Genomic DNA, 12,459 nt, shown 5'->3' with positions numbered 1-12,459 from the left:
GTGACCCACGACGCCGCACGCCCCCTCCCCTGGCTGAAGCCCCGCAGCGCGCAGGCCCTGCAGGACCTCCTTGCCACGCGCATCCTCGTGCTCGACGGCGCGATGGGCACGATGATCCAGCGCCATGAGCTGCAGGAAGCCGACTACCGCGGCGAACGCTTCGCCGAGGGCTTCGATCGGCTGTACGCGCCGGCCGGACACGCGCACGGCGCCGGCTGCGGCTGCGCGCGCGACCAGCGCGGCAACAACGACCTGCTGACGCTGACGCGCCCGGACATCATCAAGTCGATCCACGCGCAGTACCTCGCCGCCGGCGCCGACCTGGTCGAAACCAACACGTTCAATTCGACGACCGTGTCGCTGGCCGACTACGGCCTCGAGCACCTCGCGCGTGAGCTGAACGAATCCGGCGCGCGGCTGGCCCGCGAGGCCTGCGACGAGGCCGAAGCGGCGGACCCGTCGCGACCGCGCTTCGTCGTCGGCGTGCTCGGCCCGACCAGCCGCACCGCCTCCCTGAGCCCGGACGTCAACCGCCCGGGCTACCGCGCGACCAGTTTCGACGAGCTGCGCATCGCGTACCGCGAGGCTGCCGACGGGCTGATCGACGGCGGCAGCGACGCGCTGATGGTCGAGACGATCTTCGACACGCTCAACGCCAAGGCCGCGCTGTTCGCGATCGAGGAGGCGTTCGACGCCCGCGGCGCGCGCCTGCCGGTGATGATCTCCGGGACGATCACCGATGCCTCCGGCCGCACCCTCTCGGGCCAGACCGCCGAGGCCTTCTGGTACTCGCTGCGCCACGCCCAGCCGCTGACGATCGGGCTGAACTGCGCGCTCGGCGCGAAGGAACTCCGCGCACACGTGGACGTGCTCGCACAGGTCGCCGATGCCTACGTCAGCGCGCACCCGAACGCCGGCCTGCCGAACGCGTTCGGCGGCTACGACGAAACGCCCGAGGACATGGCCGGCATGCTGCGCGAGTTTGCCGAGAGCGGTCTGCTCAACATCGTCGGCGGCTGCTGCGGCACGACGCCGGCGCATATCGAGGCGATCGCCGCGGCGGTGGCCGGGCTGCCGCCGCGCGAGCGGCCCGCGCTGGAGGCCGCAGCATGACCGTGCTTCCGCGGCAGACCCGCCTCAGCGGCCTGGAGCCGCTGCAGATCACCCCGCTCACCAACTTCGTCAACGTCGGCGAGCGCACCAACGTCACCGGCAGCGCCCAGTTCAAGAAGCTGATCCTCGAGGGCCGCTACGACGAGGCCGTCGTCGTGGCCCGCCAGCAGGTCGAGAGCGGCGCGCAGGTGATCGACGTCAACATGGACGAAGGCATGCTCGACTCCGAGCACGCCATGGTGACCTACCTCAACCTGATCGCGGCCGAGCCGGACATCGCGCGGATTCCGGTGATGGTCGACAGTTCGAAGTTCAGCGTGATCGAGGCCGGCCTGAAGTGCCTGCAGGGCAAAGGCATCGTCAACTCGATCTCGATGAAGGAGGGAGAGGCCGAGTTCCTGCGCCAGGCGCGGCTGGTCCGGCGCTACGGCGCCGCGGTCGTGGTGATGGCGTTCGATGAGGTTGGCCAGGCCGACACCGCGCAGCGCAAGATCGAGATCTGCTCGCGCGCGTACGAGCTGCTGACCCGGCAGGTCGGCTTTCCACCCGAGGACATCATCTTCGACCCGAACGTGTTCGCGATCGCCACCGGCATCGAAGAGCACGACAACTACGCGGTCGACTTCATCGAGGCCACGCGCGAGCTGAAGCGCCGCTTCCCCTACAGCCACGTGTCCGGCGGCGTGTCGAACGTCTCGTTCTCGTTCCGCGGCAACGAGCCCGTCCGCCAGGCGATCCACGTGGTGTTCCTGTACCACGCGATCCGCGCCGGCATGGACATGGGCATCGTCAACGCCGGCGCGCTGCCGCTGTACGACGACCTCGACGCCGACCTGCGCGAGCGCGTCGAGGACGTCGTCCTCAACCGCCGCAGCGACGCCACCGAGCGCCTGCTCGAAATCGCCGACCGCTACAAGGGCAAGAAGGGCGAGAAGCGCGTCGAGGACCTCGCCTGGCGCGACAAGCCCGTGCGCGACCGCCTGAGCCACTCGCTGGTGCACGGCATCGACCAGTACATCGAGCTCGACACCGAGGCCGCGCGCGCCGAGTCCACGCGCCCGCTCGACGTGATCGAAGGCCCGCTGATGGACGGCATGAACGTCGTCGGCGACCTGTTCGGCGCCGGCAAGATGTTCCTGCCGCAGGTCGTGAAATCCGCGCGCGTGATGAAGAAGGCCGTGGCCTACCTGCTGCCGTACATCGAGGCCGAAAAGCTGCGCACCGGCGACGTCGGCAAGTCGAACGGCAAGATCGTGATGGCGACGGTCAAGGGCGACGTCCACGACATCGGCAAGAACATTGTCGGCGTGGTGCTGGCGTGCAACAACTTCGACGTGGTCGACCTCGGCGTCATGGTGCCCGCGCAGACCATCCTCGACCGCGCGCGCGAGGAGAACGCGGACCTGATCGGCCTGTCGGGGCTGATCACCCCGTCGCTGGAAGAGATGACCCACGTCGCGCGCGAGATGCAGCGCCAGGGCTTCACGATGCCGCTGCTGATCGGCGGCGCGACGACGTCCCGGGCGCACACCGCGCTGAAGATCGACCCGCACTACAAGTCGCCGACCGTGTGGGTGAAGGACGCCTCGCGCGCCGTCGGCGTGGCCCAGTCGCTGATCAGCGCCGACCTGCGTACGCCGTTCGTGGCCGCCAACGACGCCGACTACGCCGACATCCGCGAACGCCACAAGCACCGCGGCGACGGCAAGCGGCTGGTCCCGCTGGCCAAGGCGCGGGCGCAGCGGTTCGACGGAGGGTGGGCCGACTACGCGCCGCCGGCGCCGAAGCAGCCCGGCCTGCACGTGTTCGACGACTACCCGCTGGCCGAGCTGGTCGACTACATCGACTGGACGCCGTTCTTCAACACGTGGGAACTCGCGGGTCGGTATCCGGCGATCCTCACCGACGAGGTTGTCGGCACGCAGGCGACCGAGCTCTACCGCGACGCGCGCGCGATGCTCCGGCAGATCGTTGACGAGAAGTGGCTCACCGCGAAGGCCGTGTTCGGCGTGTGGCCGGCCCAGGCGCGCGGCGACGACGTCGTGGTGGACGTCGACGGACAGGCGACCACCCTGCACTTCCTGCGCCAGCAGGCCGACAAGCCGATCGATCGGCCGGACTTCTGCCTGGCCGACTTCGTCGCCCCGCACGACAGCGGCCGCGCCGACTGGATCGGCGGCTTCGCCGTGACCGCCGGCATCGGCATCGAGCCGCACGTCGCGCGCTTCGAGGCCGATCACGACGACTACAACGCGATCATGCTCAAGGCCCTGGCCGACCGATTCGCCGAGGCGCTGGCCGAGCGCCTGCACGAGCGCGTGCGCCGCGAGTTCTGGGGCTATGCCGAGGCCGAGGCGCTGCCGAACACCGCGCTGATCGACGAGCAGTACCAGGGCATCCGCCCCGCGCCCGGCTACCCGGCCTGCCCCGAGCACAGCGAGAAGGCCACGCTGTTCCGCCTGCTCGATGCCGAATCCAACGCCGGCGTGCGCCTGACCGAGAGCTTCGCGATGTACCCGGCGGCCGCGGTGTCCGGCTATTACTTCAGCCACCCGAAGAGCCAGTACTTCGTGGTCGGGCGCGTGTCGAAGGAGCAGGTCGAGGACTACGCACGGCGCAAGGGCGCGACGCTGGCGCAGGCCGAACGCTGGCTGGCGTCGAACCTGGACTACGACCCGGAGTAGCCCGACGCGCGCATGCTCGGGCGCATCAAACGCGAAGGCCGGGCGACATGCCCGGCCTTCTTGCGTTGTCGCCCTCGCACGTGACGCCTGCTACCAGACCAGGTCGTCCGGCACCTGGTACTGCGGGTCGGCGTACGGATCGTCTTCGGCGCTCGCGTTCGGATCGACCTTCAGGGCCACGGCCGGCGGGAAGATCGCCTCGGCCTGCGCGAGCATCGCCGCGTCGACCAGCAGGTAGCGGCCGTCCATCTGCAGCACGCCTAGTTCGCCCGCGTTGAGGGCCTTGAGCTGGTCCGCCGTGACGTAGATCCGCTTGATCTTGCCGCCGTACTCGAAATGGCGCGCGATGTCGGCATCGGCGACGTTGAGGCCCTTGTCCTTCACTGCTTCGGCCAGCTTGGCGCGGGCCTCGCGGCGCAGGCGCGCTTCTTCCTGGCGGGCCGCCTCGGCCGCAATGCGCTCGTCCTTTTCGCGCTGGGCGCGGATCGCGTAGGCCTTGGCGAGGTCGATGTCCTCCTGCGAACGCGGCTTGCCGCCGTGGGCCGGGCGATTGCCCGGTCGACCCTGCGCCGGCCGGCCGGTGGACGGCGCGGCACCGGGCTTGCCCGCGTGCGGCTTCTGGCGCGGTCCCTGGCCCGGACGCGCCGCGTTGCCGCCCGGTCGGCCGTCGCGCCGTTCGGGCCGCGGTGCGTTGCCCGGCTTCGATGGAGCGGGACGCTCGGGCTTGGCCGGGGGCGCGAAGCCCAGGCAGAGGAGTTGGTCGCGGAGGCTGTTGGTCATGGGGCCATCAATAATGCGGGGGTGGCGGTTCCTGCGACGGATCCGCGGACACGGGGCCGGCGGCCATCGTCAGGCGCAGCTGCCGGAGGTCTTCCAGTGCACGGTGCAGCAGCAGCGCGTTGCCGGCTTCTTCGTTGCGGGCAGCGGCGAGCGCATCGCTGAGCTCCTGCAGCGTCTGCTCCTGGAACGCCAAGCGCATTTCCAGCTCGATGAGGCGGGCTTCGAGGTCGGTGCCGGACATCGCTCAGTCCTTCGCGATCGAGCGGCCACGGCCGATGCCGTAGTACGCCAGACCGGCGGCCTCGACTTCGTCCGGGTGGTAGAGGTTGCGCCCGTCGAACACCGCGCCATCGGCCAGCGCCAGCTTCAGCCGGGCGAAGTCCGGGCTGCGGAACTGCTTCCACTCGGTGACGACGACCAGCGCGTCGGCATCGACCAGCGCCTGGTAGGCCGAATCGCACAGCACCAGGTCGTCGCGCTCGCCGAAGATGCGCTCGGCCTCGGCGCGAGCTTCCGGGTCGTAGGCGCGCACGGTCGCGCCCGCGTCCCACAGCTGCGCCAGCAGTCGCCGGCTCGAGGCCTCGCGCATGTCGTCGGTGTTGGGCTTGAAGGCCAGGCCCCACACCGCGACGGTCTTGCCGCGCAGCGCGTCGATCCCGCCGTAGTGGCGCACCATCAGCTCGAACAGGTGCGACTTCTGCCGGTCGTTGACGGCCTCGACCGCGCCGAGCAGTTCGGCCCGGTAGCCGTGCTGGCGCGCGGTGCGTTCCAGCGCCTGCACGTCCTTCGGGAAGCACGAGCCGCCGTAGCCGGCGCCCGGGTAGATGAAGTGCCAGCCGATGCGCGGGTCCGAACCGATGCCCTGGCGGACCATCTCGATGTCGGCGCCGACCTGCTCGGCGATGTTCGCGATCTCGTTCATGAAGCTGATCTTGGTCGCCAGCATCGCGTTCGCCGCGTACTTGGTCAGCTCGGCCGAACGCACGTCCATCACCACGATTCGCTCGTGGTTGCGGTTGAACGGGGCGTACAGCCGCTTGAGCTTCTCGACCGCCGCGGCGCTGTCGGAGCCGATGACGATGCGGTCCGGGCGCATGCAGTCGTTGACCGCGTCGCCCTCCTTCAGGAACTCGGGATTCGACGCCACGTCGAACGCGACCTGCGCGCCGCGTGCGGCGAGCGCCGCGGCGACCGTCGCGCGCACCTTGTCGGCGGTACCCACCGGGACGGTCGACTTGTTGACGACGACGGCCGTGCGCTCGAGGTGCTGGCCAATCGTATTCGCCACCGCCAGCACGTACTGCAGGTCGGCGCTGCCGTCCTCGTCCGGCGGGGTACCGACCGCGATGAAGATCACGTCGCCGTGCGCGATCGCGGCGGCCGCGTCGGTGGTGAAGTGCAGTCGACCGGCGCCGTGGTTGGCCTTGACCATCGGCTCCAGGCCCGGCTCGTAGATCGGGATCACGCCGCGGTTGAGGCCGTCGACCTTGGCTGCATCGATATCGACGCAGACCACGTCGTGGCCGACGTCCGCCAGGCAGGTGCCCGTGACCAGGCCGACGTAGCCGGTGCCAAAAATGGTGACGCGCATGGGCGGACTCTGGCTTGTGTCAGTGGACCGGCGCGCCGCGCGCGCCGGTCGTGGTGCGCGGTCGGCTTACTGGGCCGGCGCCTTGACGATCTCGAGCAGCTCGACGTCGAACACCAGCGTGGCGTTCGGGCCGATCGGCGCGCCCGGCGGAACCTTGTCGCCATAGCCCAGGTTGCCCGGGATCCACAGCTTGAACTTGCTGCCGACCGGCATCAGCGCGATGCCCTCCTGCCAGCCCGGCACCACGGCGTTCAGCGGGAACGTCGCCGGCTGGCCGCGCTCGTACGAGCTGTCGAAGGTCTTGCCGTCGAGCAGCGTGCCCTTGTAGTGGACGCGCACGACGTCGCTGGCCTTCGGCTTCGGCCCGGTGCCCTCGGTGACGACCTGATACTGCAGGCCCGACGGCGTGGTCTGCACGCCCGGCTTCTTCGAGTTGTCGGCGAGGAACTTGGCCCCCTCCTCCATGTTCTTCTTGGCGTCGGCCATCATCTTGGCGATCTGCTTGGCCTGCACCTTCTGGCCGAACGCCTCGTTGATCTGCTGGGCCTGCTTCTCGTCGAGCAGCGGCTTCTCGCCGGCGAGCTGCGACTTGATCGCCTTGGCGACGAGGTCGACGTCGATCTCGTCCTTGATCGGCTCGAAGTTCTTCGCCAGCTGCATGCCGATGACGTAGCTGACCTGCTGCTTCTCGGTCTCCAGGCCCGGGATCTTCAGCGTGCCGTCGGCCGCGGCGGCGCCCGGTGCGGCGTCGGTCTTGGCGGCGTCGGACGCATCGGTGGCGGGCTTGTTGCAGGCGGCCAGCAGGGCCAGCGAGGCCACGGTGGCCGCAGCGGCGGCCTGTCGCAGGGTGGGCTTCATCAAGATTCGGACTCCGGATAGGGACAGGGCGGGCGGCGGGGGCGGCCCGGGCCGGTGACTGTGGTCGCCACCGGCTGAACGGTTTCGCTACGGCCGGGCCGGGCGCGGCGCACTTACTGGACGATGTCGAGCAGTTCGACGTCGAAGATCAGCATCTGGTTCGGGCCGATCGGACCGCCGGGGGTGCCGCGCGCGCCATAGGCGAGGTCGCCGGGGATCCAGAACCGGTACTTGGCGCCGACCGGCATCATCGAGACGCCCTCGGTCCAGCCGGCGATCACCTGGTTTAGCGCGAAGTCGATCGGCTGGCCGCGGTCGACCGAGCTGTCGAACACCGTGCCGTCCGGCAGCGTGCCGTGGTAGTTCACGCGCACGCGGTCGGTGGCCTTCGGCCGCAGGCCCGCGCCCTGGCGCAGCACCATGTACTGCAGGCCCGACGGCGTCGTGAACACGCCCTTGACCGTCTTGTTCTTGGCCAGGAACTCGGCGCCCGCGACGCGGTTGGCTTCGCCGGCGGCCGAGGCCTTGGCTTCCATCTGCGCCTGGACCTTCTTCGAGAACGCCTCGCGGATCGGGCCGAGCTCGGCCTCGGTCAGCAGCGGCTTGCCCTGCGCGACCACGGTGCGGATCGCCTGCACCAGCACCGGCAGCTCGAGCTCGCCCTTGATCGGCGCGAGCGAGCGGCCGACGTCGGTGCCGACCAGCAGGCCGACCTTGTCCTTGGCCACTTCGGGCGCGGCGCCGGCGGCGCCCTGCCCGGCGCGCTGCTGGATGCGCGCCATCAGCGCCTGCGCGGTGGCCTTGCTCTGGGCCTCATCGAGCAGCGGCTTGCCGCCGTCGAACGCATTGCGCACCGCGCGCTCGAACGATGCGATGTCGAGGTCCGGACCGACCGGGGCGATCGACGCGCCGACATCCATGCCGACCATGTAGGAGGCCTTTTCGCGGTCGGTGGTCAGCACGGTCTTGTCCTGGGCGATGGCGGGCGCGCTGATCAGCGCGGCGGCCGAGGTGAGGAGCGCGGCGGCGCCGCGCACGAGGGAATTCATCGGGAAACTGCTCCGTGGTGGAGGCCCGGCGACGCCGGACGTGTTCGCGGGTAGATCCGCGGCCGAAGCAACGGCGCGACATTGTCGGCGACGCGACGCGCCGCCGGCAACGTGCACGACGACAGGGTTCAGCGCCGGGCCGGGCGCGGCGCCTTGAGCGCCTTCTCGATCGCCGCGACGATCTCGGCGTCGTCGGGCTTGGTGCGGCTGCCCCAGGTCGCCACCAGCTTGCCGTCGCGACCGATCAGGTACTTGTGGAAGTTCCACTTCGGTGCTTGGCCGGAGGCTGCGGCCAACTGCTTGTACAGCGGCGTGGCTTGCTCGCCGATGACGTGCACCTTCTGGAACATCGGGAACTTCACGCCGTAGGTCAGCGTGCAGAACTCGGCAATCTCCTTCTCGTCGGTGAATTCCTGCTCGCGGAAATCGCCCGACGGGAAGCCCAGCACGGCAAAGCCCTTGGGCTTGTACTTCGCGTGCAGGCCTTCGAGCGCCTCGAACTGCGGGGTGAAGCCGCACTTGCTGGCGGTGTTGACCACCAGCAGCACGTCGCCGCCGTAGGACTGGCGCAGGTTGACGGTCTGCTTGCCGGCCAGCGGGCGGAAGCTGTGGTCGAGCAGGCCGGTCGCGGCGACGGCGGCGCCGGCGATGAACAGGGCCGCCAGGGCGGCGGAAAACACGGTGGAACGGCGCATCGGGCACTCCGGGAAAGGCTGGGACGGGTCCTGCGCCGAGTATGACTTCAGTTGGGTTGGCGATGCTTGACCGGGGCCAATTTGGTGTTATAGTTGCCTACAACACCGGTCAACCAACCGAGCAGGCCCCCACCATGATCCGCAAGCTCGAAAACACGTTCACCGCGCTGATCGCGTCCGCGGCCCTGCTGGCCGTCGGCTTGGTGCTGGCCCAGCCCATCGCCTTCCCGGCGCCAGAGGCCGGGCTGGCGGCGCATGCCGCCCAGCCGGCCGCCACGGCGGTCGTGCTGTCCTCCGACCGCGTCGACGCGCTCGCCCAGGCGGCCGCGCTGACCGCCGAACTGGCCACCACCGCCGCCATCGCCTCGGCGATCCGCGGCGGCGAGGCCGCCACCTCCTCCATGGATCCGGAGCCCCGGCGCAAGGCCCGCAAGGCCAAACGCCACCACCGCCAGGCGCTCGTCATGCCTTATTTCTCTTTCGCACCGCGGGGTTGATCCCATGACCGCTATCCAATGGAGCGATGGCGCTCCCATCTACCGTCAGCTGAAGGAGCGCGTCATCGCGATGATGCTCGACGGGCTGCTCAAGCCCGGCGACGCGCTTCCCTCGGTCCGCCAGGTCGCGGCCGAGTACCAGCTCAATCCCATCACCGTCTCGCGCGCCTACCAGGAACTGGCGGACGAGGCTCTTGTCGAGAAACGCAGGGGGCTTGGCATGTACGTCACCGAAGAAGCCGCACGGAAGCTGCTGGTCAACGAACGCGAACGCTTCCTGCGCGAGGAATGGCCGGTCGTGCTCGAGCGCATCCAGCGCCTGGGCCTGTCGATGCAGGAGCTGATGGCGCCGGCGCCGGCCGTCGGGGGTGCGCAATGAACGCCGCCCACGACATGGTCGCCACCGCCCCGGTGGTGTCCGCCCGCCACCTGCGCAAGGCGTACAAGAACAAGGTCGCGCTGGACGACACCGCGTTCGAGATTCCCGCCGGCCGGATCATCGGCCTGATCGGGCCGAACGGCGCCGGCAAGACCACCGCGCTGAAGGCGATGCTCGGCCTGATCCCGTTCGAGGGCGAGCTCAAGGTCCTCGGCCTCGACCCGCGCACCCAGCGCGACGAGCTGATGCGCGACGTGTGCTTCATCGCCGACGTGGCGGTGCTGCCGCGCTGGATCCGGGTCCGCGAGGCGATCGACTTCGTTGCCGGCGTCCACCCGCGCTTCGACCGCGCCCGCTGCGAGCGCTTCATCGCTAACACCCAGCTCAAGCCGGGCATGCGGGTGCGTGAAATGTCCAAGGGCATGATCGTGCAGCTGCACCTGGCGCTGGTGATGGCGATCGACGCCAAGCTGCTGGTGCTCGACGAGCCCACGCTCGGCCTCGACATCCTGTACCGCAAGCAGTTCTACCAGCGCCTGCTGGAGGACTACTTCGACGAGCAGAAGACGATCGTCGTCACGACCCACCAGGTCGAGGAGATCGAGCACATCCTGACCGACGTGATGTTCATCCGCGACGGCAATATGGTGCTGGACACCGACATGGAGTCGCTCGGCGACCGCTACACCGAGGTGCTGGTCAGCGTCGACCGTGCCGACGCCGCCCGCGCGCTGAAGCCGATCGACGAACGCCAGCTGCCGTTCGGCAAGACCGTGATGCTGTTCGACGGCGTTCCGGGCGACCAGCTCGCCGCGCTCGGGGAAACCCGCACGCCCGGCCTGGCCGACCTGTTCGTCGCCACGATGAAGGGGACCTACGCATGAACGCTACGTTTGGATCGGCCATCGCCGATACCCGCGCGCCCGTCGGCGCGCCGCATCCGACCCACAAGCTGCGGCTGCTGCTGCGGCGCGAGTTCTGGGAGCACAAGGGCGGGTTCTTCTGGGCCCCGCTGGTCGCCGGCGGCATCTTCCTGCTGCTGTCGCTGATGGGCATCGTCGTCGGCGAGATCGCCGCGCGCCGCATCCCCAACGACGCGCAGATCAACGTCGATGGCGGCAGCTTCAAGGTCAACGGGCTCGACCTGGGCATGCTGACCGAGAAGCTCAGCGCGAACGACCTGATCGAGGTCGGTCAGGCGCTGGACGTCAGCCTGTTCATGGCCTCGACCTGGCCGCTGATCGTGCTGGCGTTCGTCGTGTTCTTCTACTGCCTGGGCAGCCTCTACGACGAGCGCAAGGACCGCAGCGTGCTGTTCTGGAAGTCGCTGCCGGTGTCCGACACCGAGACCGTGCTGTCCAAGGTCGCCAGCGCCACGCTGATGGCGCCGGTGATGGCCACGGTGGCGGGCGTGATCACGATGATCGGCTTTCTCGCGCTGATCAGCGTCGTCGTGCTGATCCACGGCGGCAACCCGTACACCCTGATCTGGGGTCCGGCGAGCCCGCTGCAGATCGGTGCGCAGCTGCTGGCGTCGATCCCGGTGTACGCGGTGTGGGCCCTGCCGACCGTCGGCTGGTTGATGCTGTGCTCCTCGTGGGCCCGCAGCAAGCCGTTCCTGTGGGCGCTGATGATCCCGCTGTTCGCCGGCATCTTCGTCACCTGGTTCGACCTGATGCACTTCTTCAACCTCGATGCGGGCTGGTTCTGGAAGCACGTCGTCGCCCGCGGCCTGCTCAGCACCGTCCCCGGCAGCGACCTGCTGTACCGCGGCGACGAGCTGGTGGTGGCGTCCGACGGCATCGAGAACGTCCGCCAGATGCTGTCGATCCCGAACACCTACGCGGCGTTCCTGCGCCCCGAGATGTGGATCGGTGCGGTGGCCGGCGTCGCGATGATCGTCGGTGCGATCCGCCTGCGCCGGTGGCGCGACGAGGGGTGAGGCAAGCCGCTTGCGCGGCACTGCCGCGCGGCATGTCGAACGCCCGGCCATGAATGGCCGGGCCCGACGACCCGAACGCGGTCAGGTTCCGCCAGGCAAGCCATCCGGACCCCTCGAATCCGGACCCCTCGAAGCCTGATCGGACCCGCCCACTCCGCCGCCTGTCCCAACGAACCTCCTGCGAGAACGACCATGCGCATGACCCTCCGCACCGCCCCCCTCGCCCTCGCGCTGCTGACGGCCGTCCTCGCGGTCGGCTGCAACCGCGAGCCGCCCGCCCCGGCCGCACCGGAAGCCGACGCCAGCGCCGACGTCTCCGTCCTCGGCAAGGTCGCCGGCAAGGTGGCCGCTAAGGTCCGCGACAAGATGGCGACCGAGAACATCACCCTCGACGCCCGCGGCGGCGTCCCCAAGGCCGAGATCACCCCGCAGGGCGACCTGTGGATCGACGGCAAGCAGGTCACGCTCGACGACGCCCAGCGCGCACTGATGCTTGCCTACCGCACCGAGATTTCCGGGATCGCCAGCGCCGGGGCCGAGATCGGCATCCAGGGCGCGGACCTGGCGACCAAGGCGATGAAGGAATCGCTGGGCGCCGTGCTGTCGGGCAACGACCCGGGCGACGTCGAAAAGCGCATCGAGGCCGAAGCCGACGGCATCCGCGTCGCGGCGCTGAAGCTGTGCGACCGCATGCCGGGCATGCTGCAGGCCCAGCGCGCCGCCGCGGCGGCGATCCCGCAGTTCGCCCCGTACGCCACGATGGACGAGAGCGACATCGACGAGTGCCGCAAGGACACGGCCGAGGCCCCGGCGCCGCCGCTGCCGCCCGAGCCGCCGCTGCCGCCGGAGCCCCCGGCGAAGAACGGCTGAG

The 12,459-nt window shown here is 69.6% G+C and carries 13 protein-coding genes; 7 read left to right on the top strand and 6 right to left on the bottom strand.

Going from position 1 to position 12,459, the window contains the following annotated elements; translation table 11 throughout:
- Positions 1 to 1,113, top strand: a complete 1,113-nt coding sequence (locus D3A60_RS07715; protein WP_407062763.1) for a homocysteine S-methyltransferase family protein — start codon at positions 1 to 3, stop codon at positions 1,111 to 1,113.
- Positions 1,110 to 3,797: a methionine synthase gene (metH, locus tag D3A60_RS07710; protein WP_119718119.1), complete on the top strand. Its 2,688-nt coding sequence runs from the start codon at positions 1,110 to 1,112 to the stop codon at positions 3,795 to 3,797. Before D3A60_RS07715 ends, metH begins: the two co-directional genes overlap by 4 nt.
- Positions 3,798 to 3,887: 90 nt before the next feature.
- Here metH and D3A60_RS07705 read toward each other — a convergent pair whose 3' ends face one another.
- The 6 genes from D3A60_RS07705 to D3A60_RS07680 form a co-directional block, all read right to left on the bottom strand.
- The gene (locus D3A60_RS07705; RefSeq protein WP_119718118.1) at positions 3,888 to 4,577 is read right to left on the bottom strand and encodes a DUF2058 domain-containing protein; all 690 of its coding nucleotides are present in this window, start codon (positions 4,575 to 4,577) and stop codon (positions 3,888 to 3,890) included.
- Positions 4,578 to 4,584: 7 nt separating this feature from the next.
- Positions 4,585 to 4,818, bottom strand: coding sequence for a SlyX family protein (locus D3A60_RS07700; protein ID WP_119718117.1), 234 nt, complete (start codon positions 4,816 to 4,818; stop codon positions 4,585 to 4,587).
- A gap of 3 nt (positions 4,819 to 4,821) precedes the next feature.
- Positions 4,822 to 6,168 carry a UDP-glucose dehydrogenase family protein gene (locus tag D3A60_RS07695; protein ID WP_119718116.1) on the bottom strand — a complete coding sequence of 449 codons (1,347 nt, stop codon included), beginning with the start codon at positions 6,166 to 6,168 and terminating at the stop codon, positions 4,822 to 4,824.
- Between the two features lie 66 nt (positions 6,169 to 6,234).
- Complete coding sequence (locus D3A60_RS07690) at positions 6,235 to 7,026, bottom strand: FKBP-type peptidyl-prolyl cis-trans isomerase (RefSeq protein ID WP_119718115.1); 792 nt, start codon at positions 7,024 to 7,026, stop codon at positions 6,235 to 6,237.
- A 113-nt stretch (positions 7,027 to 7,139) separates the two neighbouring features.
- Positions 7,140 to 8,075 (bottom strand): FKBP-type peptidyl-prolyl cis-trans isomerase N-terminal domain-containing protein, encoded by a 936-nt coding sequence (locus D3A60_RS07685; protein ID WP_119718114.1) that lies wholly within the window; start codon positions 8,073 to 8,075, stop codon positions 7,140 to 7,142.
- Positions 8,076 to 8,203: 128 nt separating this feature from the next.
- On the bottom strand, positions 8,204 to 8,770 hold the full coding sequence (locus tag D3A60_RS07680; RefSeq protein WP_119718113.1) for a glutathione peroxidase: 567 nt from the start codon (positions 8,768 to 8,770) through the stop codon (positions 8,204 to 8,206).
- A gap of 134 nt (positions 8,771 to 8,904) precedes the next feature.
- Between D3A60_RS07680 and D3A60_RS07675 the strand changes: the two genes are divergently transcribed.
- The 5 genes from D3A60_RS07675 to D3A60_RS07655 all read left to right on the top strand — a co-directional run bounded on the left by D3A60_RS07675 (position 8,905) and on the right by D3A60_RS07655 (position 12,458).
- On the top strand, positions 8,905 to 9,267 hold the full coding sequence (locus tag D3A60_RS07675; protein WP_119718112.1) for a hypothetical protein: 363 nt from the start codon (positions 8,905 to 8,907) through the stop codon (positions 9,265 to 9,267).
- 4 nt (positions 9,268 to 9,271) lie between these two features.
- Positions 9,272 to 9,646 carry a GntR family transcriptional regulator gene (locus D3A60_RS07670; protein WP_119718111.1) on the top strand — a complete coding sequence of 125 codons (375 nt, stop codon included), beginning with the start codon at positions 9,272 to 9,274 and terminating at the stop codon, positions 9,644 to 9,646.
- A 14-nt stretch (positions 9,647 to 9,660) separates the two neighbouring features.
- Positions 9,661 to 10,530: an ABC transporter ATP-binding protein gene (locus D3A60_RS07665; RefSeq protein WP_407062777.1), complete on the top strand. Its 870-nt coding sequence runs from the start codon at positions 9,661 to 9,663 to the stop codon at positions 10,528 to 10,530.
- Complete coding sequence (locus D3A60_RS07660) at positions 10,527 to 11,588, top strand: hypothetical protein (RefSeq protein WP_231120438.1); 1,062 nt, start codon at positions 10,527 to 10,529, stop codon at positions 11,586 to 11,588. The genes D3A60_RS07665 and D3A60_RS07660 overlap by 4 nt, the downstream gene beginning before the upstream one ends.
- A gap of 198 nt (positions 11,589 to 11,786) precedes the next feature.
- Positions 11,787 to 12,458: a YggN family protein gene (locus D3A60_RS07655; RefSeq protein ID WP_119718109.1), complete on the top strand. Its 672-nt coding sequence runs from the start codon at positions 11,787 to 11,789 to the stop codon at positions 12,456 to 12,458.
- Position 12,459 lies beyond the last annotated feature (1 nt).

This window comes from Cognatilysobacter tabacisoli, from assembly GCF_003586305.1.
GTDB classification, from domain to species: Bacteria; Pseudomonadota; Gammaproteobacteria; order Xanthomonadales; family Xanthomonadaceae; genus Cognatilysobacter_A; species Cognatilysobacter_A tabacisoli.
The sequence above is the reverse complement of the archived record's forward strand: the minus strand, read 5'-3'. Positions and strand labels throughout refer to the sequence as shown.

Excerpts from the sequence above, each read along its gene's own strand:
- metH (WP_119718119.1), top strand. The coding sequence starts at position 1,110 with ATGACCGTGCTTCCGCGGCAGACCCGCCTCAGCGGCCTGGAGCCGCTG.
- D3A60_RS07705 (WP_119718118.1), bottom strand. The coding sequence starts at position 4,577 with ATGACCAACAGCCTCCGCGACCAACTCCTCTGCCTGGGCTTCGCGCCC.
- D3A60_RS07700 (WP_119718117.1), bottom strand. The coding sequence starts at position 4,818 with ATGTCCGGCACCGACCTCGAAGCCCGCCTCATCGAGCTGGAAATGCGC.
- D3A60_RS07695 (WP_119718116.1), bottom strand. The coding sequence starts at position 6,168 with ATGCGCGTCACCATTTTTGGCACCGGCTACGTCGGCCTGGTCACGGGC.
- D3A60_RS07690 (WP_119718115.1), bottom strand. The coding sequence starts at position 7,026 with ATGAAGCCCACCCTGCGACAGGCCGCCGCTGCGGCCACCGTGGCCTCG.
- D3A60_RS07685 (WP_119718114.1), bottom strand. The coding sequence starts at position 8,075 with ATGAATTCCCTCGTGCGCGGCGCCGCCGCGCTCCTCACCTCGGCCGCC.
- D3A60_RS07680 (WP_119718113.1), bottom strand. The coding sequence starts at position 8,770 with ATGCGCCGTTCCACCGTGTTTTCCGCCGCCCTGGCGGCCCTGTTCATC.
- D3A60_RS07675 (WP_119718112.1), top strand. The coding sequence starts at position 8,905 with ATGATCCGCAAGCTCGAAAACACGTTCACCGCGCTGATCGCGTCCGCG.
- D3A60_RS07670 (WP_119718111.1), top strand. The coding sequence starts at position 9,272 with ATGACCGCTATCCAATGGAGCGATGGCGCTCCCATCTACCGTCAGCTG.
- D3A60_RS07665 (WP_407062777.1), top strand. The coding sequence starts at position 9,661 with ATGGTCGCCACCGCCCCGGTGGTGTCCGCCCGCCACCTGCGCAAGGCG.
- D3A60_RS07660 (WP_231120438.1), top strand. The coding sequence starts at position 10,527 with ATGAACGCTACGTTTGGATCGGCCATCGCCGATACCCGCGCGCCCGTC.
- D3A60_RS07655 (WP_119718109.1), top strand. The coding sequence starts at position 11,787 with ATGACCCTCCGCACCGCCCCCCTCGCCCTCGCGCTGCTGACGGCCGTC.